This window comes from Sphingobacterium sp. UBA865, from assembly GCF_002295765.1.
Lineage (GTDB): Bacteria > Bacteroidota > Bacteroidia > Sphingobacteriales > Sphingobacteriaceae > Sphingobacterium > Sphingobacterium multivorum.
In genome coordinates this window covers 192,812-207,857 of sequence record NZ_DBGB01000041.1, presented here as the reverse complement: position 1 = coordinate 207,857, position 15,046 = coordinate 192,812, and the positions used below count along the sequence as shown (strand labels likewise).

Below are 15,046 nucleotides of genomic sequence, written 5' to 3'. Positions count from 1 at the left end.
TATGGCTATACAGCGCTATTTACAGATCCATCCAATGGATAATGTCCTTGTTGCATTACAGGACTTGGCTGCGGGAACAACGATTGTTTTTGAAGGTAAGGAATTTACATTAAAGCAAGCTGTTGCTGCCAAACATAAATTCACCATCCAGCCAATGGAACAAGATACGGAGATATTGATGTATGGTGTTCTGGTAGGAAAATTGAATACTCCCCTAGCTGAAGGGGAACTCATTACCACTGAAAACTTGCGCCATGCGTCGGAAGATTTTAAAATGGGCAATCGCAAGACAGCCTGGACAAGACCTGATGTTTCTGCATTTAAAGATAAAACGTTCAATGGATTCCACCGTTCAAATGGGACTGTTGGAACGGCCAATTACTGGTTGGTTATTCCATTGGTTTTTTGCGAAAATAGAAATGTATTGACCCTGAAGGCTGCTTTTGAAGAAAAGTTGGGCTATAAAGTAAAAGCCAATAATTACGTGTCTGAGGTAGAAGATCTCATTAGCTTATATAAGTCTGGTGCTGATGTAAATGCGATTCTTAGTCAGGATCTACTTGCTAATTCGACTTCCAGTGAGCAGGAACGCCTGTTCAAAAATGTCGATGGAATCAAGTTTTTAAACCATGAAATGGGCTGCGGCGGAACCCGCATGGATTCGGATGCCTTATGTGGCCTTTTGGCTGGTTATATCACCCATCCGAATGTGGCGGGGGCAACGGTATTGAGTTTAGGATGTCAGCATGCGCAGGCTTCCATTCTGAAAGCTGAAATTGAAAAGCGAAGTCCAGGTTTTGATCGCCCACTGTATATTTTCGAACAACAGAAAGAAGGAACTGAAAAAGAGCTTATGCAAAAGGCGATTAAAGCAACTTTTGCAGGGATGATGCAAGCGGATAAAAATGAGCGCAAACCAGCCTCATTGGACAAATTGTGTATAGGTCTGGAATGTGGTGGTTCAGACGGATTTTCGGGCATCTCGGCCAATCCGGCGCTCGGATTTGTATCAGATATTTTGGTGACTTTAGGCGGATCGGTGATTCTGGCGGAGTTTCCTGAATTATGCGGCGTGGAACAGGAGTTGAGTGATCGTTGTATCGATGAGCCAACGGCGGAGCGTTTTATGTCGCTGATGCGTACTTACAATGCAAAAGCTGAAGCTGATGGTTCGGGATTCTATATGAATCCTTCTCCGGGCAATATTCGTGATGGTTTAATTACTGACGCAATTAAGTCTGCTGGGGCCGCCAAAAAAGGAGGAACATCACCTGTTGCAGCAGTGATTGATTATCCTGAATTGGCCAACGGTCCGGGGTTAAACTTATTATGTACGCCTGGTAACGATGTGGAAAGTACAACTGCAGAAGTGGCAGCAGGTGCCAATATCGTCTTGTTTACGACGGGCTTGGGTACACCTACAGGTAACCCGATTACACCGGTTGTGAAACTTTCCACAAATACCAAGACTTTTGAGAAAATGCCTGATATCCTGGATTTGAACTGTGGTACCATAATCGAAGGTACAGAGACTATTGAGGAAGCCGCACACCGTATTTTGGATTATGTAATAGAAGTTGCTTCTGGTGAAGTGAAACCGAAGGCGGTGTTGTTGGGGCAAGACGATTTCATACCATGGCGTAGAGGTGTTTCTTTGTAGTTGGGTATAATGAGTTTATTGAAAATCCATGACAACTAATCATTTACATATGAAACTTAAACATGTAATCTGTGGTTTAGCCTTGCTGATGGGATCAGTATCCGCGAGCTATAGCCAGCAACATTATCAACCGAGTCCCGAAAATCTGAAAAATAGGGAGTGGTTTGAACAATCTCGGTTTGGTGTTTTTATCCATTGGGGGGTATATAGTGTGCTGGGGGATGGTGAGTGGGTCATGAACAACCAGAATATCAGTTTGGATGAATATGCATTGCTGCCTAAATTTTTCAATCCAATTTCCTTTAATGCGAAAGAATGGGCGAAGTTATTTAAACAGGCAGGGGCAAAGTATATCACCTTTACGACCAGACATCATGATGGATTTTCGATGTGGAACAGCCAGGTTTCGGACTATAATGTGGTGAAGAAATCTCCCTTCAAACGCGATATTGTGAAAGAGTTGGTGGAAGCTTGCCGTGCCGAAGGGATAAAAGTGATGTTCTACTATTCGCTTTTAGACTGGCACCGGGATGATTATCTGCCTGTTGGTAAAACGGGTGGTGGCATTGCGGGGCGCGATTCAACGAAAGGGGATTGGAATCGTTATGTCCAGTTTATGAAAAGCCAATTAACGGAGCTGTTGAGCAACTACGGTGAGATCGATGGGATCTGGTTTGATGGTCATTGGGACAAGCCCAATGAAGATTGGCATTTCAAAGAAATCTATGAATTGATTCATACCTTACAGCCACAGTGCTTGGTGGGTAACAACCACCATCTGGCGCCATTTGAAGGGGAAGATTTTCAGATGTTCGAACGTGATTTACCCGGGGAGAATACTACTGGGTTCGGCACGAAAGCGCATGATGTTGGGAAACTACCGAAGGAAGTATGTGGAACAATTGCAGGATCTTGGGGATTTGAGCTGAAAGATCGGACACGAAAATCCTTTCAGGAAGTGCTGAAATACCTGGTCAAGGCAGCTAGTCATGGTTCCAATTTATTGCTCAATGTTGGCCCGATGCCAAACGGTGAGATTCAGGACTATCAACAGGAGCGCTTGAAAGAACTTGGAAAATGGCTATCGGTGTATGGTGAAACAATCTATGGAACAGCGGGTGGGGCGGTGTCACCAACAGACGATTATGCGTTGACAAAAAAAGGAAACCAAGTGTATCTACATGTGTTTAAAACGGATAAAAAGGAATTGTTGATTAATAACCTTCCTTATCAGGTGAAAAAAGTAAGCACATTTATCGGAAAGAAAGAGATTAAGTTTAGTTATAAGAACAATAGTCTACGCTTGGATTTGCCAACATCGACAGATGAAGCAGATTTGGTATTGACATTAACAATTAAATAACAATGGGAAAATTAGAACAAAAAGTAGCTGTAATTACCGGTGGTGGTAGTGGGATAGGCCGTGCGATCAGTCTGCAATTTGCTGCAGAAGGAGCAAAAGTTCATATTCTGGATTTGAATGAAGATGGCGGTAAGGCTGTAGTTGATGAGATCTTGGCTTTGGGTGGTCAGGCTGCATTTAATCGTTGTAATGTAACTGATCAACAAGAAATTACTGCTATAGCACAAAATATCGGAAAAATTGATATTTTAGTAAATAATGCTGGTATCGCTCATGTTGGTAATTTGGAAAATTGTCAATCAGAAGATTTTGAGCGTGTTTTTAATGTGAATGTTAAGGGAGCTTATAATGCATTGCATGCTATTGTGCCGATGATGAAGGCGCAGGGTTCGGGAGCAATCCTTAATTTAGCATCCATAGCTGCATGGGTTGGTATCACGGATCGTTTTGCGTATTCGATGAGCAAGGGGGCTATTTACGCGATGTCAATGTCTGTAGCACGGGATTACATGGCCTACGGTATTCGTTGCAATAGCATTTCGCCTGCACGTGTACATACCCCATTTGTGGATGGATTTATCGCAAAAAACTATCCTGGAAAAGAGGAAGAAATGTTTGAAAAACTATCAGCAAGCCAACCAATAGGCCGCATGGCGCAACCAGAAGAAATTGCCAAATTAGCACTTTTCTTGTGTAGTGACGATGCTGGATTTATTACTGGAAATGACTACCCTATTGACGGTGGTTTTATTAAATTGAATAATTAAAAAGCTAAAAATAAAATATCTATTATCTCAATACTATAAAAATGAAATTAATACGTTTTGGAGCTCAAGGCAAGGAGAAAATCGGTGTTCAGATCGATGGTGTAAATTACGATGTAAGCGCATTTGGTGGTGATTACAATGAACAATTCTTTGCCGAGAATGGTGTAGCCCGTTTAGAAGAATTTGTGAAGGCAAATGAAGGTAAGTTGATTGAAGTTCCTCAAGGCGAACGTATCGGAGCACCTTTTGCCCGCCCATCCAAAATTGTTTGTATTGGATTGAACTATTTAGACCATGCCAAGGAAACAAATGCACCAATTCCTGCTGAACCGATCATCTTTATGAAATCGACCACTTCGTTGGTAGGTCCATACGATAATGTGATGATTCCGAAAGATTCTGTAAAAACAGATTGGGAGGTGGAATTCTGTATTGTGATCGGTAAAAAAGCTTCTTATGTAGAAGAGCATGAAGCTTTAGATTATGTGGTCGGTTATGTATTGCACAACGATGTTTCCGAACGTGAGTATCAGCTGGAACGTGGCGGTACTTGGGATAAAGGAAAAGGATGTGATACGTTTGCACCGATGGGACCTTTCATGGCGACAAAAGAAGAAATCAAAGATATCAACAATGTGCGTCTATGGTTGAAGGTAAACGGAAAAACCTACCAAGATGGTAATACCAAGGATTTAATCTTTTCGGTGGCGCATGTAGTATCCTATGTGTCTAAATTTATGACTTTGTTGCCAGGAGACGTGATATCAACAGGTACTCCGGCAGGTGTTGGCTTAGGATTTAACCCACCGATTTATTTGAAGCCTGGCGATGTGATCGAGTTAGGAGCAGATGGTCTTGGAGAATCCCGTCAGACTGTGGTAGCGTATTCAAAAAATTAATTGCTCATTAGGTTTTCTTTTCATTATGCGTATAGATACCCATCAGCATTTCTGGAAATTCGATCCAATTAGAGATAGTTGGATTACCGAAGAAATGCAAGTCATCAGACGTGATTTCACCCCTTTGGATATTCAATTTGTGCTTGAACGAAATGGATTTGGAGGGAGTGTTGCTGTTCAGGCGGATCAATCCAACGAAGAGACTGCTTATTTGGTTCAGCTGGCTAGTGATTATCCTTTTATTAAAGGCGTAGTGGGCTGGATTGATCTTCAAGCAGCGGATATTCGACAACAGTTGGATGGCTATCAATCAGCTACGGTCATCAAAGGATTTCGTCATATTGTTGAAGGAGAAGCTTACCCTGATTTTCTCATTCGCCCTGCGGTATTAAACGGGCTGAAGGCCTTAGCAGATTATGGTTATACGTATGATCTGCTCATCCGTCCACGACATTATGCGGCAACGTTGGATTGTGTGCAGCAAAATCCAAATCTTCAATTTGTATTGGATCATATTGCCAAACCGCCGATCAAGTCGAAAGCATTTGATGAGTGGGCGGCGTTTATCGATGCGCTATCTGCCTTTCCAAATGTCGTATGTAAAGTTTCGGGACTTGCAACAGAGGCCGATTGGGAAGGATGGAAACTTGATGATTTTAAGCAATATCTGGAGCATATCTTTGCGCGTTTTGGAAAGGAGCGCATTATGTACGGGTCAGATTGGCCGGTATGTCTATTGGCGGCATCCTACGAAGAAAGTATTGCCATCGTTGAGGATAAATTAGGGCAATTTACGGCTGAAGAGAAGAACGCATTTTGGGCAGAGAACGCAATACGCGTGTATAATCTTTAAAAGGAAAAACTTCAGCATGCTATGAAAGGGAAAAATAGCATGCTGAAGCTTTTTATTGGTCATGAAGCTGGATAATGGGCTTAATGACGTCAATATAAATTAATCAATAACCAGAGAACGAATTCATTGTTGCGAATGTTAACCACAACCAATGAAACAAACCATTCAATAAAAGTATTATGGATCTTCATTTAAAAGATAAAGTTGTTATTGTTACCGGCGGAGCAAAAGGAATCGGGCGGGCTGTAGTCCACGCGTTGGCTAAAGAACAGGCTATTCCCGTCATTGTTGGCCGTAAACAAGCCGATAATGAAAAAGTCAAGGAAGAAATCAAGCAATTTGATGTGGATGCACTCTGTATCGAAGCAGAATTATCAAAACCAGAAGATTGTGAAAGAGCCGTTCAAAAGACATTGGACGTGTATGGGCGGATCGATGGTTTGGTGAATAATGCCGGACAAAATGATGGTGTCGGATTAGCATCAGGTAATTATGAAAAATTTGTTGCTTCGCTGCACAAGAACTTAATTCATTACTATCTGATGGCACATCACGCTTTGGATGCGTTGAAAGCATCTAAGGGCAGTATCGTGAATATTTCGTCCAAAACTGGTGAAACAGGGCAGGGCAATACCTCGGCTTATGCGGCATCCAATGGTGGACGTAATGCACTTACGCGCGAGTGGGCCGTAGAATTGTTGCCTTACTCGATTCGTGTAAATGCCATTATCGTGGCAGAATGTGCAACTCCCCAATACGACACCTGGATTCAAACCTTATCAAATCCGGAGGAGACATTGAAAAAAATTACGGACCGTATTCCATTGGAGCATCGCATGACCACAGCAGCGGAAATCGCGGATACAACCGTCTTTTTGCTGTCTGATAAGTCCAGTCATACAACTGGCCAATTGATTCATGTGGACGGTGGTTATGTGCATCTGGATCGGTCGATTATCGCTGAATCGTAGCGGAAAAGCGATTGGGTTTTGGAAATTAGACTTGAGTGGTTTTTAAAATGACAACTCCGGTTGATTTCCAAAATCCATGATCTTTTTTTTGATAATATCCCTCAATCAATCAATGAAAATAACACCCATTGAATTCAGGCAGTAGGGGTATGATGAATTTTCTATACGGCGGAGATGTGGGGGGGATGTTATATAAAATGCAGTTAGCTAAAACAAAAAAAGCTTGTTCATTGAACAAGCTTTTTTTGTGGTGCCACCTGGGTTCGAACCAGGGACACAAGGATTTTCAGTCCTTTGCTCTACCAGCTGAGCTATGGCACCAGTTGACCTTTTATTTAAATCTGTGATCATCAGATTGAAGCGTGGTGCCACCTGGGTTCGAACCAGGGACACAAGGATTTTCAGTCCTTTGCTCTACCAGCTGAGCTATGGCACCGCTTTTTTGCTATGGGTTTGTTCCCCTATTGCGATGCAAATATAGTCCGATAATTTGAATTCTAAAACTTTTATGCAGATTATTTTCGTACTTTTTTCGAACGTGTTGATTTTGATCGAGATAAAATTACAAGAAACTAACATATAGGAAAAGGAATAAGCTGTATCTTTGCATTTCAATAATTAGAGATGAGTAAAAGAGGAAGAGTTTTAGTTGCAATGAGTGGAGGGGTAGATAGCTCCGTTGCTTCTGTCATGCTCCACGAACAAGGATATGAGGTTATCGGTATCACGATGAAGACATGGGATTATGCATCCGCAGGTGGCTCGTCGAAAGAAACCGGATGTTGTAGCCTTGATAGTATCAATGACGCTCGTACATTAGCCGTAAACTATGGTTTCCCTCATTATATATTAGATATACGTGATGAGTTTGGAGATTTTGTGATTGACAATTTTGTAGAAGAATATATTGCTGGGCGCACGCCTAACCCATGCGTGTTGTGTAATACCCATATTAAGTGGGAGGCTTTGATGAAACGCGCTGACAAATTGGACTGTGAGTTTATCGCTACCGGGCACTATGCTAATATCCGTATGCACGATAATGGTCGCTATGTGATATCAAAAGGTAAGGATGAAAACAAAGATCAATCTTACGTTTTATGGGGCGTGTCACAAGAAAATCTTGCCCGGACACAGTTTCCGTTAGGATCTTTCACGAAAAAGGAGATTCGTCAGATGGCTTTGGATATGGGACAGAAGGAATTGGCCAATAAGTCGGAGAGTTATGAAATCTGTTTCGTTCCTGACAACGACTACCGTGCGTTTTTGAGACATAAGGTGCCAACGTTGGATCAACAAATTGGTCCCGGTAACTTTATTCTTTCCGATGGTACCGTTGTAGGTAAACATATTGGTTACCCTTATTTCACCATCGGTCAACGTAAAGGCTTAGGAATTGCCTTGGGGAAACCGATGTTTGTGATTGAGATCCTTCCGGAAAGTAATACGGTCGTATTGGGTGAAGAACATGAACTTGAAAAGTCACATGCTTACGTTCGTAATGTGAACTTTGTGAAATATGCAGGACTAGATCAACCGATGGAAGCAATTTCAAAGGTACGTTACAAAGACTCTGGTGCTTTGTCGACCATATCCCAAGAAGGCGATAAAGTGCGTATAGATTTTGTGCACAATGTGAAAGGTATTGCTCCAGGGCAATCGGCCGTTTTTTATGAAGGCAATGATTTACTCGGTGGTGGTTTCTTAATGAAATAAATAGAAGCTGGACTGAGATCTAAAATAAGAATTTTAATCCCTATACTGTCGATGCAGTATAGGGATTTTTATTTGGTTTAAAATACGTTTTATTGGGACTTCAAACTAGAAGATATTCGCTTTCTCTCTTTGTGGAAAATGGGAAATTTTAATTTGTTTTTACTAATAAAATTAGTAATTTTAACCTATGAATTCATCGGAATATTTGAAGGGCAGAGGGGCGCAGATCAATCCCAATAACAAATTTTTTTCTAATCAATACGTGCAGGAACATGTGGAGGGGCTGGATGAAGAATTTTTGGGTGCCGAGAAAACACAATTCATTCCGACACATCCAAAATCCATTATATCCAAATCAAATAGCCCGGATCTCCGTTTTGAACGATCCATTAATCCTTATCAGGGCTGTGAGCATGGTTGTATTTACTGTTACGCGCGCAATTCGCATGAATACTGGGGCTTTAGTGCTGGGTTGGATTTCGAGCGTAAGATCTTAGTCAAACACAATGCGGCTCAGCTTCTCGAACAGGAGTTTAGAAAATCGAGCTACCAACCCGATTTGATTATGCTTTCAGGCAATACAGACTGTTATCAACCGATTGAACGGAAGCTGGGTATCACACGCTCGCTTTTAGAATTGATGGTCAAATACCAGCATCCGGTCTCCATCATCAGCAAAAATGTACTAATGCGACGGGATTTTGATCTTTTGCGCGAGCTTGCAGCGCACGAGCTGGTTTCCGTTGCCGTGACCATCAATTCGCTGCGCGAAGAGGTTCGTCAGAAAATGGAACCTCGGACTGCTACAGCGTCGGCCCGGTTGAAACTGATTGAGGGATTGACTGGGATAGGTGTACCCGTCATGCTGATGATGGCTCCCATCGTTCCGGGGATCAATAGTGATGAGATTTCAGATTTGATCCGTTCAGGAGCAGATGCGGGAGCCATTACGGCCTCCTATACCATCGTGCGGCTCAATGGACAGATTGGTGGTATCTTTAAAGATTGGCTCTATCAGAACTATCCTGATCGTGCTGAAAAGGTTTTACATTGGATCGAAGCCTGTCATGGTGGAAAAATTAACGATACCGATTTTGGACGGAGGATAAAGGGGGATGGCCATATGGCCGAGAGCTTACAGCATTTATTCAAGCTTTCCGTCAAGAAATATATGAATAATGGGACGCTTCCATCCTTGAGAAGGGATCTTTTCCGCTTACCCGATGCAGGAACGCAGCTGGGCTTATTTTAGTTATTGTTGTCAAATGGTAGCATTAAATTAAGCCATTTGTGTAATTTTAAACATGGAAATTAGAACAGAACGGCTTAAGCTTAGATCCGTAGAGAAAATAGATTTGGAAAAGATCCATTCCCTATTAATGTATCCTGAATCTGCATTATTTAATCCGAGTGGATTTCCGAATGGAATAGCCCATACAGAGCAAATGGTGGAAGCTTGGTCGGCGCAAATCAATGAATTGGATGCCAGAAAGGATTATACCTTTTATATAGAAACCCTTGAAGGGAAGAGTTTATTGGGTTAATTAATATCAGTGTTGTCAAGCTGCGCTATCGAAATTCAGAAGTATGGTTTAAGCTTGTTGCGACAATGTGGAATAAGGGCTATGCAACAGAGGCATTGAACCGAATCCTGACATTTGGTTTCAAGGAACTTAATTTTCATAGAATTGAGGGCGGTTGTGCTGTTGGAAATATCGCTTCCGCTAAAGTAATGGAGAAAGTCGGCATGGTCAAAGAGGCGCGCAGACGGAAAATTTTGCCGTTAAAAGATGGTTGGAGCGACAATTATGAATTTGCTATTCTCGAGGAGGAATACCCGCATTAAATTTTAGCAAGAAAGCCTGATTCATGCAATGAATCAGGCTTTTTTGATTGATAAGATCAAGGTTCCAGTGAACTAAGATTTCTTTCTTTTGATCAAAACATAACTCACATAGAGTAATATAAGCCAAGCAGGGATCAATTCTACCGGAAGTTTCATCCCTGTTATCCACATGATGCCAAGTACAGCGATCAAAAAGATCAGACAGATATAATTACTTAAAGGATACAGAAAGGATGGAAACTTGGTGCGTAAGTGGGCATCGAGTTTATTCTTTCTGAAATACAAGTGTGTAATGGAAATCATGACCCAGTTTATAATCAGTGAAGATACCACCAGCGACATCAGGATCTCCAAGGCATTTTTAGGTGCTACATAGTTGATAAATACACAAATCGCCGCGAACAGTGCCGAAACTAAAATCGCGTTAATAGGCGCATGATTCTTGTTGAGTTTCGAAAGAAAACGGGGTGCATTTCCCTGCTCTGCCAATCCATATAACATTCTGCTATTGCTGTACACGCTGCTATTATAAACAGATAATGCAGCGGTAAGGACAATAAGATTTAGCGCATTTGCGATAATTTTTGTGAAATAGAAGGTCTTTCCAAAGATCGTAAATTCAAACCCATTGAGTTTGTCAAACACCAGCACAAAGGGACTTGTATCGGCGGTGATATTTGTCCACGGTGTCAAAGAGAAAAGAATAATCAATGCACCTACGTAAAAGATTAAGATTCGATAGATAACCTGGTTGGTCGCTTTGGGGATGTTCTTTTCGGGATGCTCGGCCTCGGCAGCAGTGATACCAACCAACTCCAGGCCACCGAAAGAAAACATGATCAATGCTATGGCGGAAAGAAGGCCTTCAAAACTTCCATCCGCTGTTTGGCTAAACCAACCTTTTGGGAAAAAACCACCATGTGAAGTCAGGTTGCTGAGACTTGCCTGCTCCCCTCCAGTACCGCTTACCAATAAATATGCACCAAAAACAATCATGGCAATGATTGCAACAACCTTGATAATGGAAAACCAAAATTCCGTCTCGCCATAAATTTTGACTGAGGCAAGATTAAGGGCGTTGATTGCAAAGAAGAAAAATAAACTTGATGCCCATAAAGGTATTTCCGGCCACCAGAATTGTACATAAACGCCTATCGCTGTGAGTTCGGCCATGCTGACTAAGATATACAGCACCCAATAGTTCCAGCCCGAAGCATAACCCGCAAAAGAACCCCAGTATTTATTGGCGAAGTAGCTAAAACTTCCTGAAACAGGTTCCTCAACAACCATCTCACCCAACTGGCGCATAATAAAAAAAGCAATAATTCCGGCGAAAGCATAGCCGAGGATAACAGCTGGCCCAGCCAATGTGGCAGCCTTCCCAATACCTAGAAATAAGCCCGTTCCGATTGCACCACCCAGGGCAATTAATTGAATATGTCTGTTTTGAAGTCCTCTTTTTAACTCCTCCTTATTGTTCTGTTTCTCCATGTGTATGGTTAATACGGTTACTAGTCTGTTTTAATCTGGTCCTTAGATACGGAAAAACCCATGAGGCTATTTGCTCCCGCCAAGGATCGTTTGAGCAAAATCAATGACGCCAGAAGAATTACCTGTTTATCGTAAAGCTTCCCAGCGAACGATTTGCCCTAAGCGCATAAAGTTAATAAAACACTTAGGTATTTGTGCACATTCTGTTGTGGTTTTAATGTATTTCGTTGTTTTTTTATAAACAATAGCGAGGGGCCTGTTTGACTCAGAAATAGAAAGCGCCGTAATTTGGAAATACGGCGCTTTATGAATTAGCAGCTAGTGTGATTTTTGGCCACTCTAACTAATAACGAAATCTTATTTGTAAATGCTACTCAAAAAGATAAATTAATTTGCTTTTTGTGTTTTTTCTACGCCGCAGTCGCATCCGCAGCCTTTCGAGCAGCTCGACTTGCCCTTTAGTGATTTTCGGACATTTTTAACGACATACCATACAGCCGCCAAAACGAGCATTCCTACGATGAGATATTGTACTGTTAAATTATCCATAGCTTTTTATTTTAAAAGTTGATAAGCAATCAAGGCACTGAAATACGCCAAGCCTGTCATAAAACCAAGCTGTATCAAAGTCCATTTCCACGAGCCTGTTTCCCTCTTTACTGCTGCAATTGTACTCATACATTGCATAGCAAAAGCATAGAAAAGTAATAAGGATACACCAGAAGCTAAATTATAAGCCGGTAAACCGGTATTCCTGTTAATTTCGCTTTTCATTTTGCCTAATACCGTTGTTTTAGATGCTTCATCTTCGATATCCACTTCGTCACCAAGGCTATATACTGTGGCCATTGTGCCTACAAAAACTTCACGGGCAGCAAACGAAGAAATAAGACCTATGCCCATCTTCCAGTCGTAGCCTAATGGTTTAACAACAGGTTCAATAGCCATGCCAAGATAGCCAAGGAAAGAGTGTTCCAGACGGTAAGATGAAACTTCATGGTCCAAATCGGCTTCGGACAGGTTGGGGTTATTTTTTGTCACATATTCCTCCGCCCGGCTAAATTTATCGTTCGGACCAAAACTACCCAATGCCCATAGGATAACGGAAATGGCTAAAATGATTTTACCTGCGCCGAAAACAAAGCTTGATGCTTTTTCCCATACATTTAAGGCTACGTTTTTCCAATCTGGAGTCTTATAGGTGGGGAGTTCAAAGATTAGAAATGATTTGTGTTTTGATTTGATGACTTTGGTCAGGATAATCGCCGATAGCAAAGCTGCGAATATTCCAAGTAGGTACATCACAAACAATACAATACCTTGTATTTGAAAGCCCCCTAATTTCGTGTCCGGTATCACCAGTCCGATCAGAACGATATAAATAGGTAGACGTGCTGAGCAGGTCATAAAAGGCGTTACCAGAATAGTGACCAGTCTTTCTTTGCTATTTTCGATGTTACGTGCCGACATAACCGCAGGAACAGCACAGGCTACGCCCGAAATCAATGGAATCACTGATTTTCCATTCAGCCCGAAAGGGCGAAGCCAGCGGTCCATCAGGAAAACAACACGGCTCATATAGCCCGTTTCTTCCATGATCGAGATAAAGATGTATAAAATAACGATCTGTGGAATGAAGATCACAATTCCGCCAATACCTTTGATAATACCATTGCTGAGCAAGTCGGTCAATGGCCCTGCCGGCAATGCTGTTTGTATATAGGCTGCAAGATCACCAAATAAACCATCGATAAAATCCATGGCTGGTCCAGACCAGGTATAAATTGCCTGGAAGATTAAAAAGAGGATTCCAAAGAAGATGACATAGCCAAAGATGGGATGAAGCAGGATGCTATCAATCGTATTGGTTTTGTTTTTATTGGAGGATTCATCCTTTGCATAGATTTCAGCAAGGCTGCTATCCAGGGATTTACTACGCAAAATGGCTTCGTCTTTTTGCAGTCTCTCGGCGCGTAATTGGTGTTTTTCACGGATTTGTTGAATCGCCTGATTTTTTTCTTTCGATAAAAAGGATACCTCGCCTTTGGCCAGGTATTGCCAGGTATGGTATTCCGTATCTAATGGAAAAAGACGTTTGGTTTCTTCTAATGCGGCATCAGCTTCCTTGGGTAGGCTAAATTTGCTGATATACATGGGCGGAACAGCATCAAAGTTTTTGATCAGCTGATCGATACCTTGTCCCGTACGTGCATTGGTTTCGTAGACTTTTGTATTTAATAGTTGCTCAAGCTTCTGAACATCTATTGTAATTCCTTTTTCTTTGGCTTCATCTATCATATTGATGACAAAGATGGCCGGCAGACCGAGCTCCCGGGCCTGCTGATAAAGAATAATAGACCGCTTTAAGTTCGTAGGTTCAGCGACGACAACGACAAGGTTAGGTCTGAAACTACTTTCTTTATTGACTAAAGTGTTGAAAACAACTTCTTCGTCCAGCGAACTTGGGAACAGGGTATATGTTCCCGGTAAATCAATAATACGATAAATTTTGTTGTTGGCTTTTACTTGCCCCTCACGTTTTTCGACCGTAATACCGGGATAATTTCCTACTTTCTGATTTAATTTTGTAATCCGGTTAAATAGAGATGTTTTACCCACATTTGGATTACCCAAAAGTGCAATAATCGGGTTATTCATTATTTCTGATCAATAAGGATGACTTTAGCTTCTGATTTGCGGATAGCAATTAAGGCGTTATTAGCACTAATATTTAGACATATAGGACCGTCCAAAGGTGCGATATGTTTCACCTCTACTTCAGTACCGGGAATAAACCCCAATTCGAAAAATTTAGCTGGAATTTCGTGTGAATCAAAATCTATAATTACCGCTTTTTCCCCTTTTTTTAGCTTATCTAAGCTAGTTCTATTACGCATTTGCCTGTTTTTTTGAATTCTTCAAATATACAGAATTTCTACCATTTAGAATGATTCTAATGTCATAGTTATGTATTTAGTAAAAAACAGCTATCTTTACTATTCAGAACGATTAATTATCAACCAGAATGAAGATTGAGGACGAAATCAAAGTAAGTAAATTCAGCAATGAATGGCATCGTTGTACGGTAAATATTCTATACACGTACAATTGGATTAACAATGAGCTTGAACAGCGTGCTGCCAAAGAAGGAATCACTTTGAAACAGTTTAATGTCTTGCGCATATTGAGGGGCCAATATCCTAAGCCTGCAACCAATAATCTGATTAAATCAAGAATGTTGAGCACTACCCCGGACATCTCGCGTATGATTGATCGCATGGTTTCCAAAGAATTGGTTTCACGTTGTCAATCGGGTGGGGATAAAAGGGCAGTGGATTTGGTTATCACTGAGAAGGGCCTCGAGATTCTTAAGAGTTTAGATGAGGATATGCTGATGAAGGATCTTTTACCTAATCGAATTAGCGAAGAAGAAGCTGTTACCTTAAACACACTGTTGGATAAACTTCGCGGCTAAAGAAA

15 protein-coding genes and 2 tRNA genes are annotated in these 15,046 nt (G+C 41.5%); 11 read left to right on the top strand and 6 right to left on the bottom strand.

Going from position 1 to position 15,046, the window contains the following annotated elements; all coding sequences use genetic code 11:
* Position 1: 1 nt before the first annotated feature.
* From B2O97_RS22985 to B2O97_RS22960, 6 genes are all read left to right on the top strand, one after another.
* Positions 2-1,660 carry a UxaA family hydrolase gene (locus tag B2O97_RS22985; RefSeq protein ID WP_070563740.1) on the top strand — a complete coding sequence of 553 codons (1,659 nt, stop codon included), beginning with the start codon at positions 2-4 and terminating at the stop codon, positions 1,658-1,660.
* A 49-nt stretch (positions 1,661-1,709) separates the two neighbouring features.
* Positions 1,710-3,023, top strand: a complete 1,314-nt coding sequence (locus B2O97_RS22980; protein ID WP_286710414.1) for an alpha-L-fucosidase — start codon at positions 1,710-1,712, stop codon at positions 3,021-3,023.
* Positions 3,024-3,025: 2 nt separating this feature from the next.
* Complete coding sequence (locus B2O97_RS22975) at positions 3,026-3,790, top strand: SDR family NAD(P)-dependent oxidoreductase (RefSeq protein ID WP_046672143.1); 765 nt, start codon at positions 3,026-3,028, stop codon at positions 3,788-3,790.
* A gap of 41 nt (positions 3,791-3,831) precedes the next feature.
* Entirely contained in the window at positions 3,832-4,689 is an 858-nt protein-coding gene (locus tag B2O97_RS22970; RefSeq protein ID WP_070563737.1) for a fumarylacetoacetate hydrolase family protein, read from the top strand.
* A 25-nt stretch (positions 4,690-4,714) separates the two neighbouring features.
* Positions 4,715-5,542, top strand: a complete 828-nt coding sequence (locus B2O97_RS22965; RefSeq protein WP_286768255.1) for an amidohydrolase family protein — start codon at positions 4,715-4,717, stop codon at positions 5,540-5,542.
* Positions 5,543-5,721: 179 nt separating this feature from the next.
* Complete coding sequence (locus B2O97_RS22960; protein ID WP_070563731.1) at positions 5,722-6,513, top strand: SDR family oxidoreductase; 792 nt, start codon at positions 5,722-5,724, stop codon at positions 6,511-6,513.
* A gap of 248 nt (positions 6,514-6,761) precedes the next feature.
* On the opposite strand, the gene B2O97_RS22955 is transcribed toward B2O97_RS22960, so the two are convergent.
* Positions 6,762-6,834 (bottom strand) — tRNA-Phe (locus B2O97_RS22955).
* Positions 6,835-6,876: 42 nt separating this feature from the next.
* Positions 6,877-6,949: transfer RNA gene (locus tag B2O97_RS22950), tRNA-Phe, on the bottom strand.
* A gap of 188 nt (positions 6,950-7,137) precedes the next feature.
* Between B2O97_RS22950 and mnmA the strand changes: the two genes are divergently transcribed.
* The 4 genes from mnmA to B2O97_RS22930 all read left to right on the top strand — a co-directional run bounded on the left by mnmA (position 7,138) and on the right by B2O97_RS22930 (position 10,075).
* On the top strand, positions 7,138-8,229 hold the full coding sequence (gene mnmA / locus B2O97_RS22945) for a tRNA 2-thiouridine(34) synthase MnmA (RefSeq protein ID WP_046672147.1): 1,092 nt from the start codon (positions 7,138-7,140) through the stop codon (positions 8,227-8,229).
* Between the two features lie 187 nt (positions 8,230-8,416).
* Positions 8,417-9,481, top strand: coding sequence for a PA0069 family radical SAM protein (locus B2O97_RS22940; protein ID WP_070563728.1), 1,065 nt, complete (start codon positions 8,417-8,419; stop codon positions 9,479-9,481).
* 52 nt (positions 9,482-9,533) lie between these two features.
* Complete coding sequence (locus B2O97_RS22935) at positions 9,534-9,773, top strand: hypothetical protein (protein WP_115047412.1); 240 nt, start codon at positions 9,534-9,536, stop codon at positions 9,771-9,773.
* Positions 9,764-10,075, top strand: a complete 312-nt coding sequence (locus tag B2O97_RS22930; RefSeq protein ID WP_115047413.1) for a GNAT family N-acetyltransferase — start codon at positions 9,764-9,766, stop codon at positions 10,073-10,075. Before B2O97_RS22935 ends, B2O97_RS22930 begins: the two co-directional genes overlap by 10 nt.
* Before the next feature lie 72 nt (positions 10,076-10,147).
* Here the strand turns inward: B2O97_RS22930 and B2O97_RS22925 are convergent, their stop codons facing one another.
* The 4 genes from B2O97_RS22925 to B2O97_RS22910 form a co-directional block, all read right to left on the bottom strand.
* Positions 10,148-11,566, bottom strand: a complete 1,419-nt coding sequence (locus tag B2O97_RS22925) for an amino acid permease (RefSeq protein ID WP_046672150.1) — start codon at positions 11,564-11,566, stop codon at positions 10,148-10,150.
* A gap of 387 nt (positions 11,567-11,953) precedes the next feature.
* Positions 11,954-12,115: a FeoB-associated Cys-rich membrane protein gene (locus tag B2O97_RS22920; protein WP_083295845.1), complete on the bottom strand. Its 162-nt coding sequence runs from the start codon at positions 12,113-12,115 to the stop codon at positions 11,954-11,956.
* Positions 12,116-12,121: 6 nt separating this feature from the next.
* Positions 12,122-14,224 (bottom strand): ferrous iron transport protein B, encoded by a 2,103-nt coding sequence (feoB, locus tag B2O97_RS22915; protein WP_115047414.1) that lies wholly within the window; start codon positions 14,222-14,224, stop codon positions 12,122-12,124.
* The gene (locus B2O97_RS22910) at positions 14,224-14,463 is read right to left on the bottom strand and encodes a FeoA family protein (protein ID WP_046672175.1); all 240 of its coding nucleotides are present in this window, start codon (positions 14,461-14,463) and stop codon (positions 14,224-14,226) included. The genes feoB and B2O97_RS22910 overlap by 1 nt, the downstream gene beginning before the upstream one ends.
* A 128-nt stretch (positions 14,464-14,591) precedes the next feature.
* Here B2O97_RS22910 and B2O97_RS22905 point away from each other — a divergent pair, with 128 nt between their 5' ends.
* A complete protein-coding gene (locus B2O97_RS22905; protein ID WP_201638729.1) occupies positions 14,592-15,041 on the top strand; it encodes a MarR family winged helix-turn-helix transcriptional regulator in 450 nt (149 codons plus the stop codon).
* Positions 15,042-15,046 lie beyond the last annotated feature (5 nt).

Bases quoted from the DNA above. Each gene is read 5' to 3' on its own strand.
- B2O97_RS22985 (WP_070563740.1), top strand. From the start codon at position 2: ATGGCTATACAGCGCTATTTACAGATCCATCCAATGGATAATGTCCTT.
- B2O97_RS22980 (WP_286710414.1), top strand. From the start codon at position 1,710: ATGAAACTTAAACATGTAATCTGTGGTTTAGCCTTGCTGATGGGATCA.
- B2O97_RS22975 (WP_046672143.1), top strand. From the start codon at position 3,026: ATGGGAAAATTAGAACAAAAAGTAGCTGTAATTACCGGTGGTGGTAGT.
- B2O97_RS22970 (WP_070563737.1), top strand. From the start codon at position 3,832: ATGAAATTAATACGTTTTGGAGCTCAAGGCAAGGAGAAAATCGGTGTT.
- B2O97_RS22965 (WP_286768255.1), top strand. From the start codon at position 4,715: ATGCGTATAGATACCCATCAGCATTTCTGGAAATTCGATCCAATTAGA.
- B2O97_RS22960 (WP_070563731.1), top strand. From the start codon at position 5,722: ATGGATCTTCATTTAAAAGATAAAGTTGTTATTGTTACCGGCGGAGCA.
- mnmA (WP_046672147.1), top strand. From the start codon at position 7,138: ATGAGTAAAAGAGGAAGAGTTTTAGTTGCAATGAGTGGAGGGGTAGAT.
- B2O97_RS22940 (WP_070563728.1), top strand. From the start codon at position 8,417: ATGAATTCATCGGAATATTTGAAGGGCAGAGGGGCGCAGATCAATCCC.
- B2O97_RS22935 (WP_115047412.1), top strand. From the start codon at position 9,534: ATGGAAATTAGAACAGAACGGCTTAAGCTTAGATCCGTAGAGAAAATA.
- B2O97_RS22925 (WP_046672150.1), bottom strand. From the start codon at position 11,566: ATGGAGAAACAGAACAATAAGGAGGAGTTAAAAAGAGGACTTCAAAAC.
- B2O97_RS22920 (WP_083295845.1), bottom strand. From the start codon at position 12,115: ATGGATAATTTAACAGTACAATATCTCATCGTAGGAATGCTCGTTTTG.
- feoB (WP_115047414.1), bottom strand. From the start codon at position 14,224: ATGAATAACCCGATTATTGCACTTTTGGGTAATCCAAATGTGGGTAAA.
- B2O97_RS22910 (WP_046672175.1), bottom strand. From the start codon at position 14,463: ATGCGTAATAGAACTAGCTTAGATAAGCTAAAAAAAGGGGAAAAAGCG.
- B2O97_RS22905 (WP_201638729.1), top strand. From the start codon at position 14,592: ATGAAGATTGAGGACGAAATCAAAGTAAGTAAATTCAGCAATGAATGG.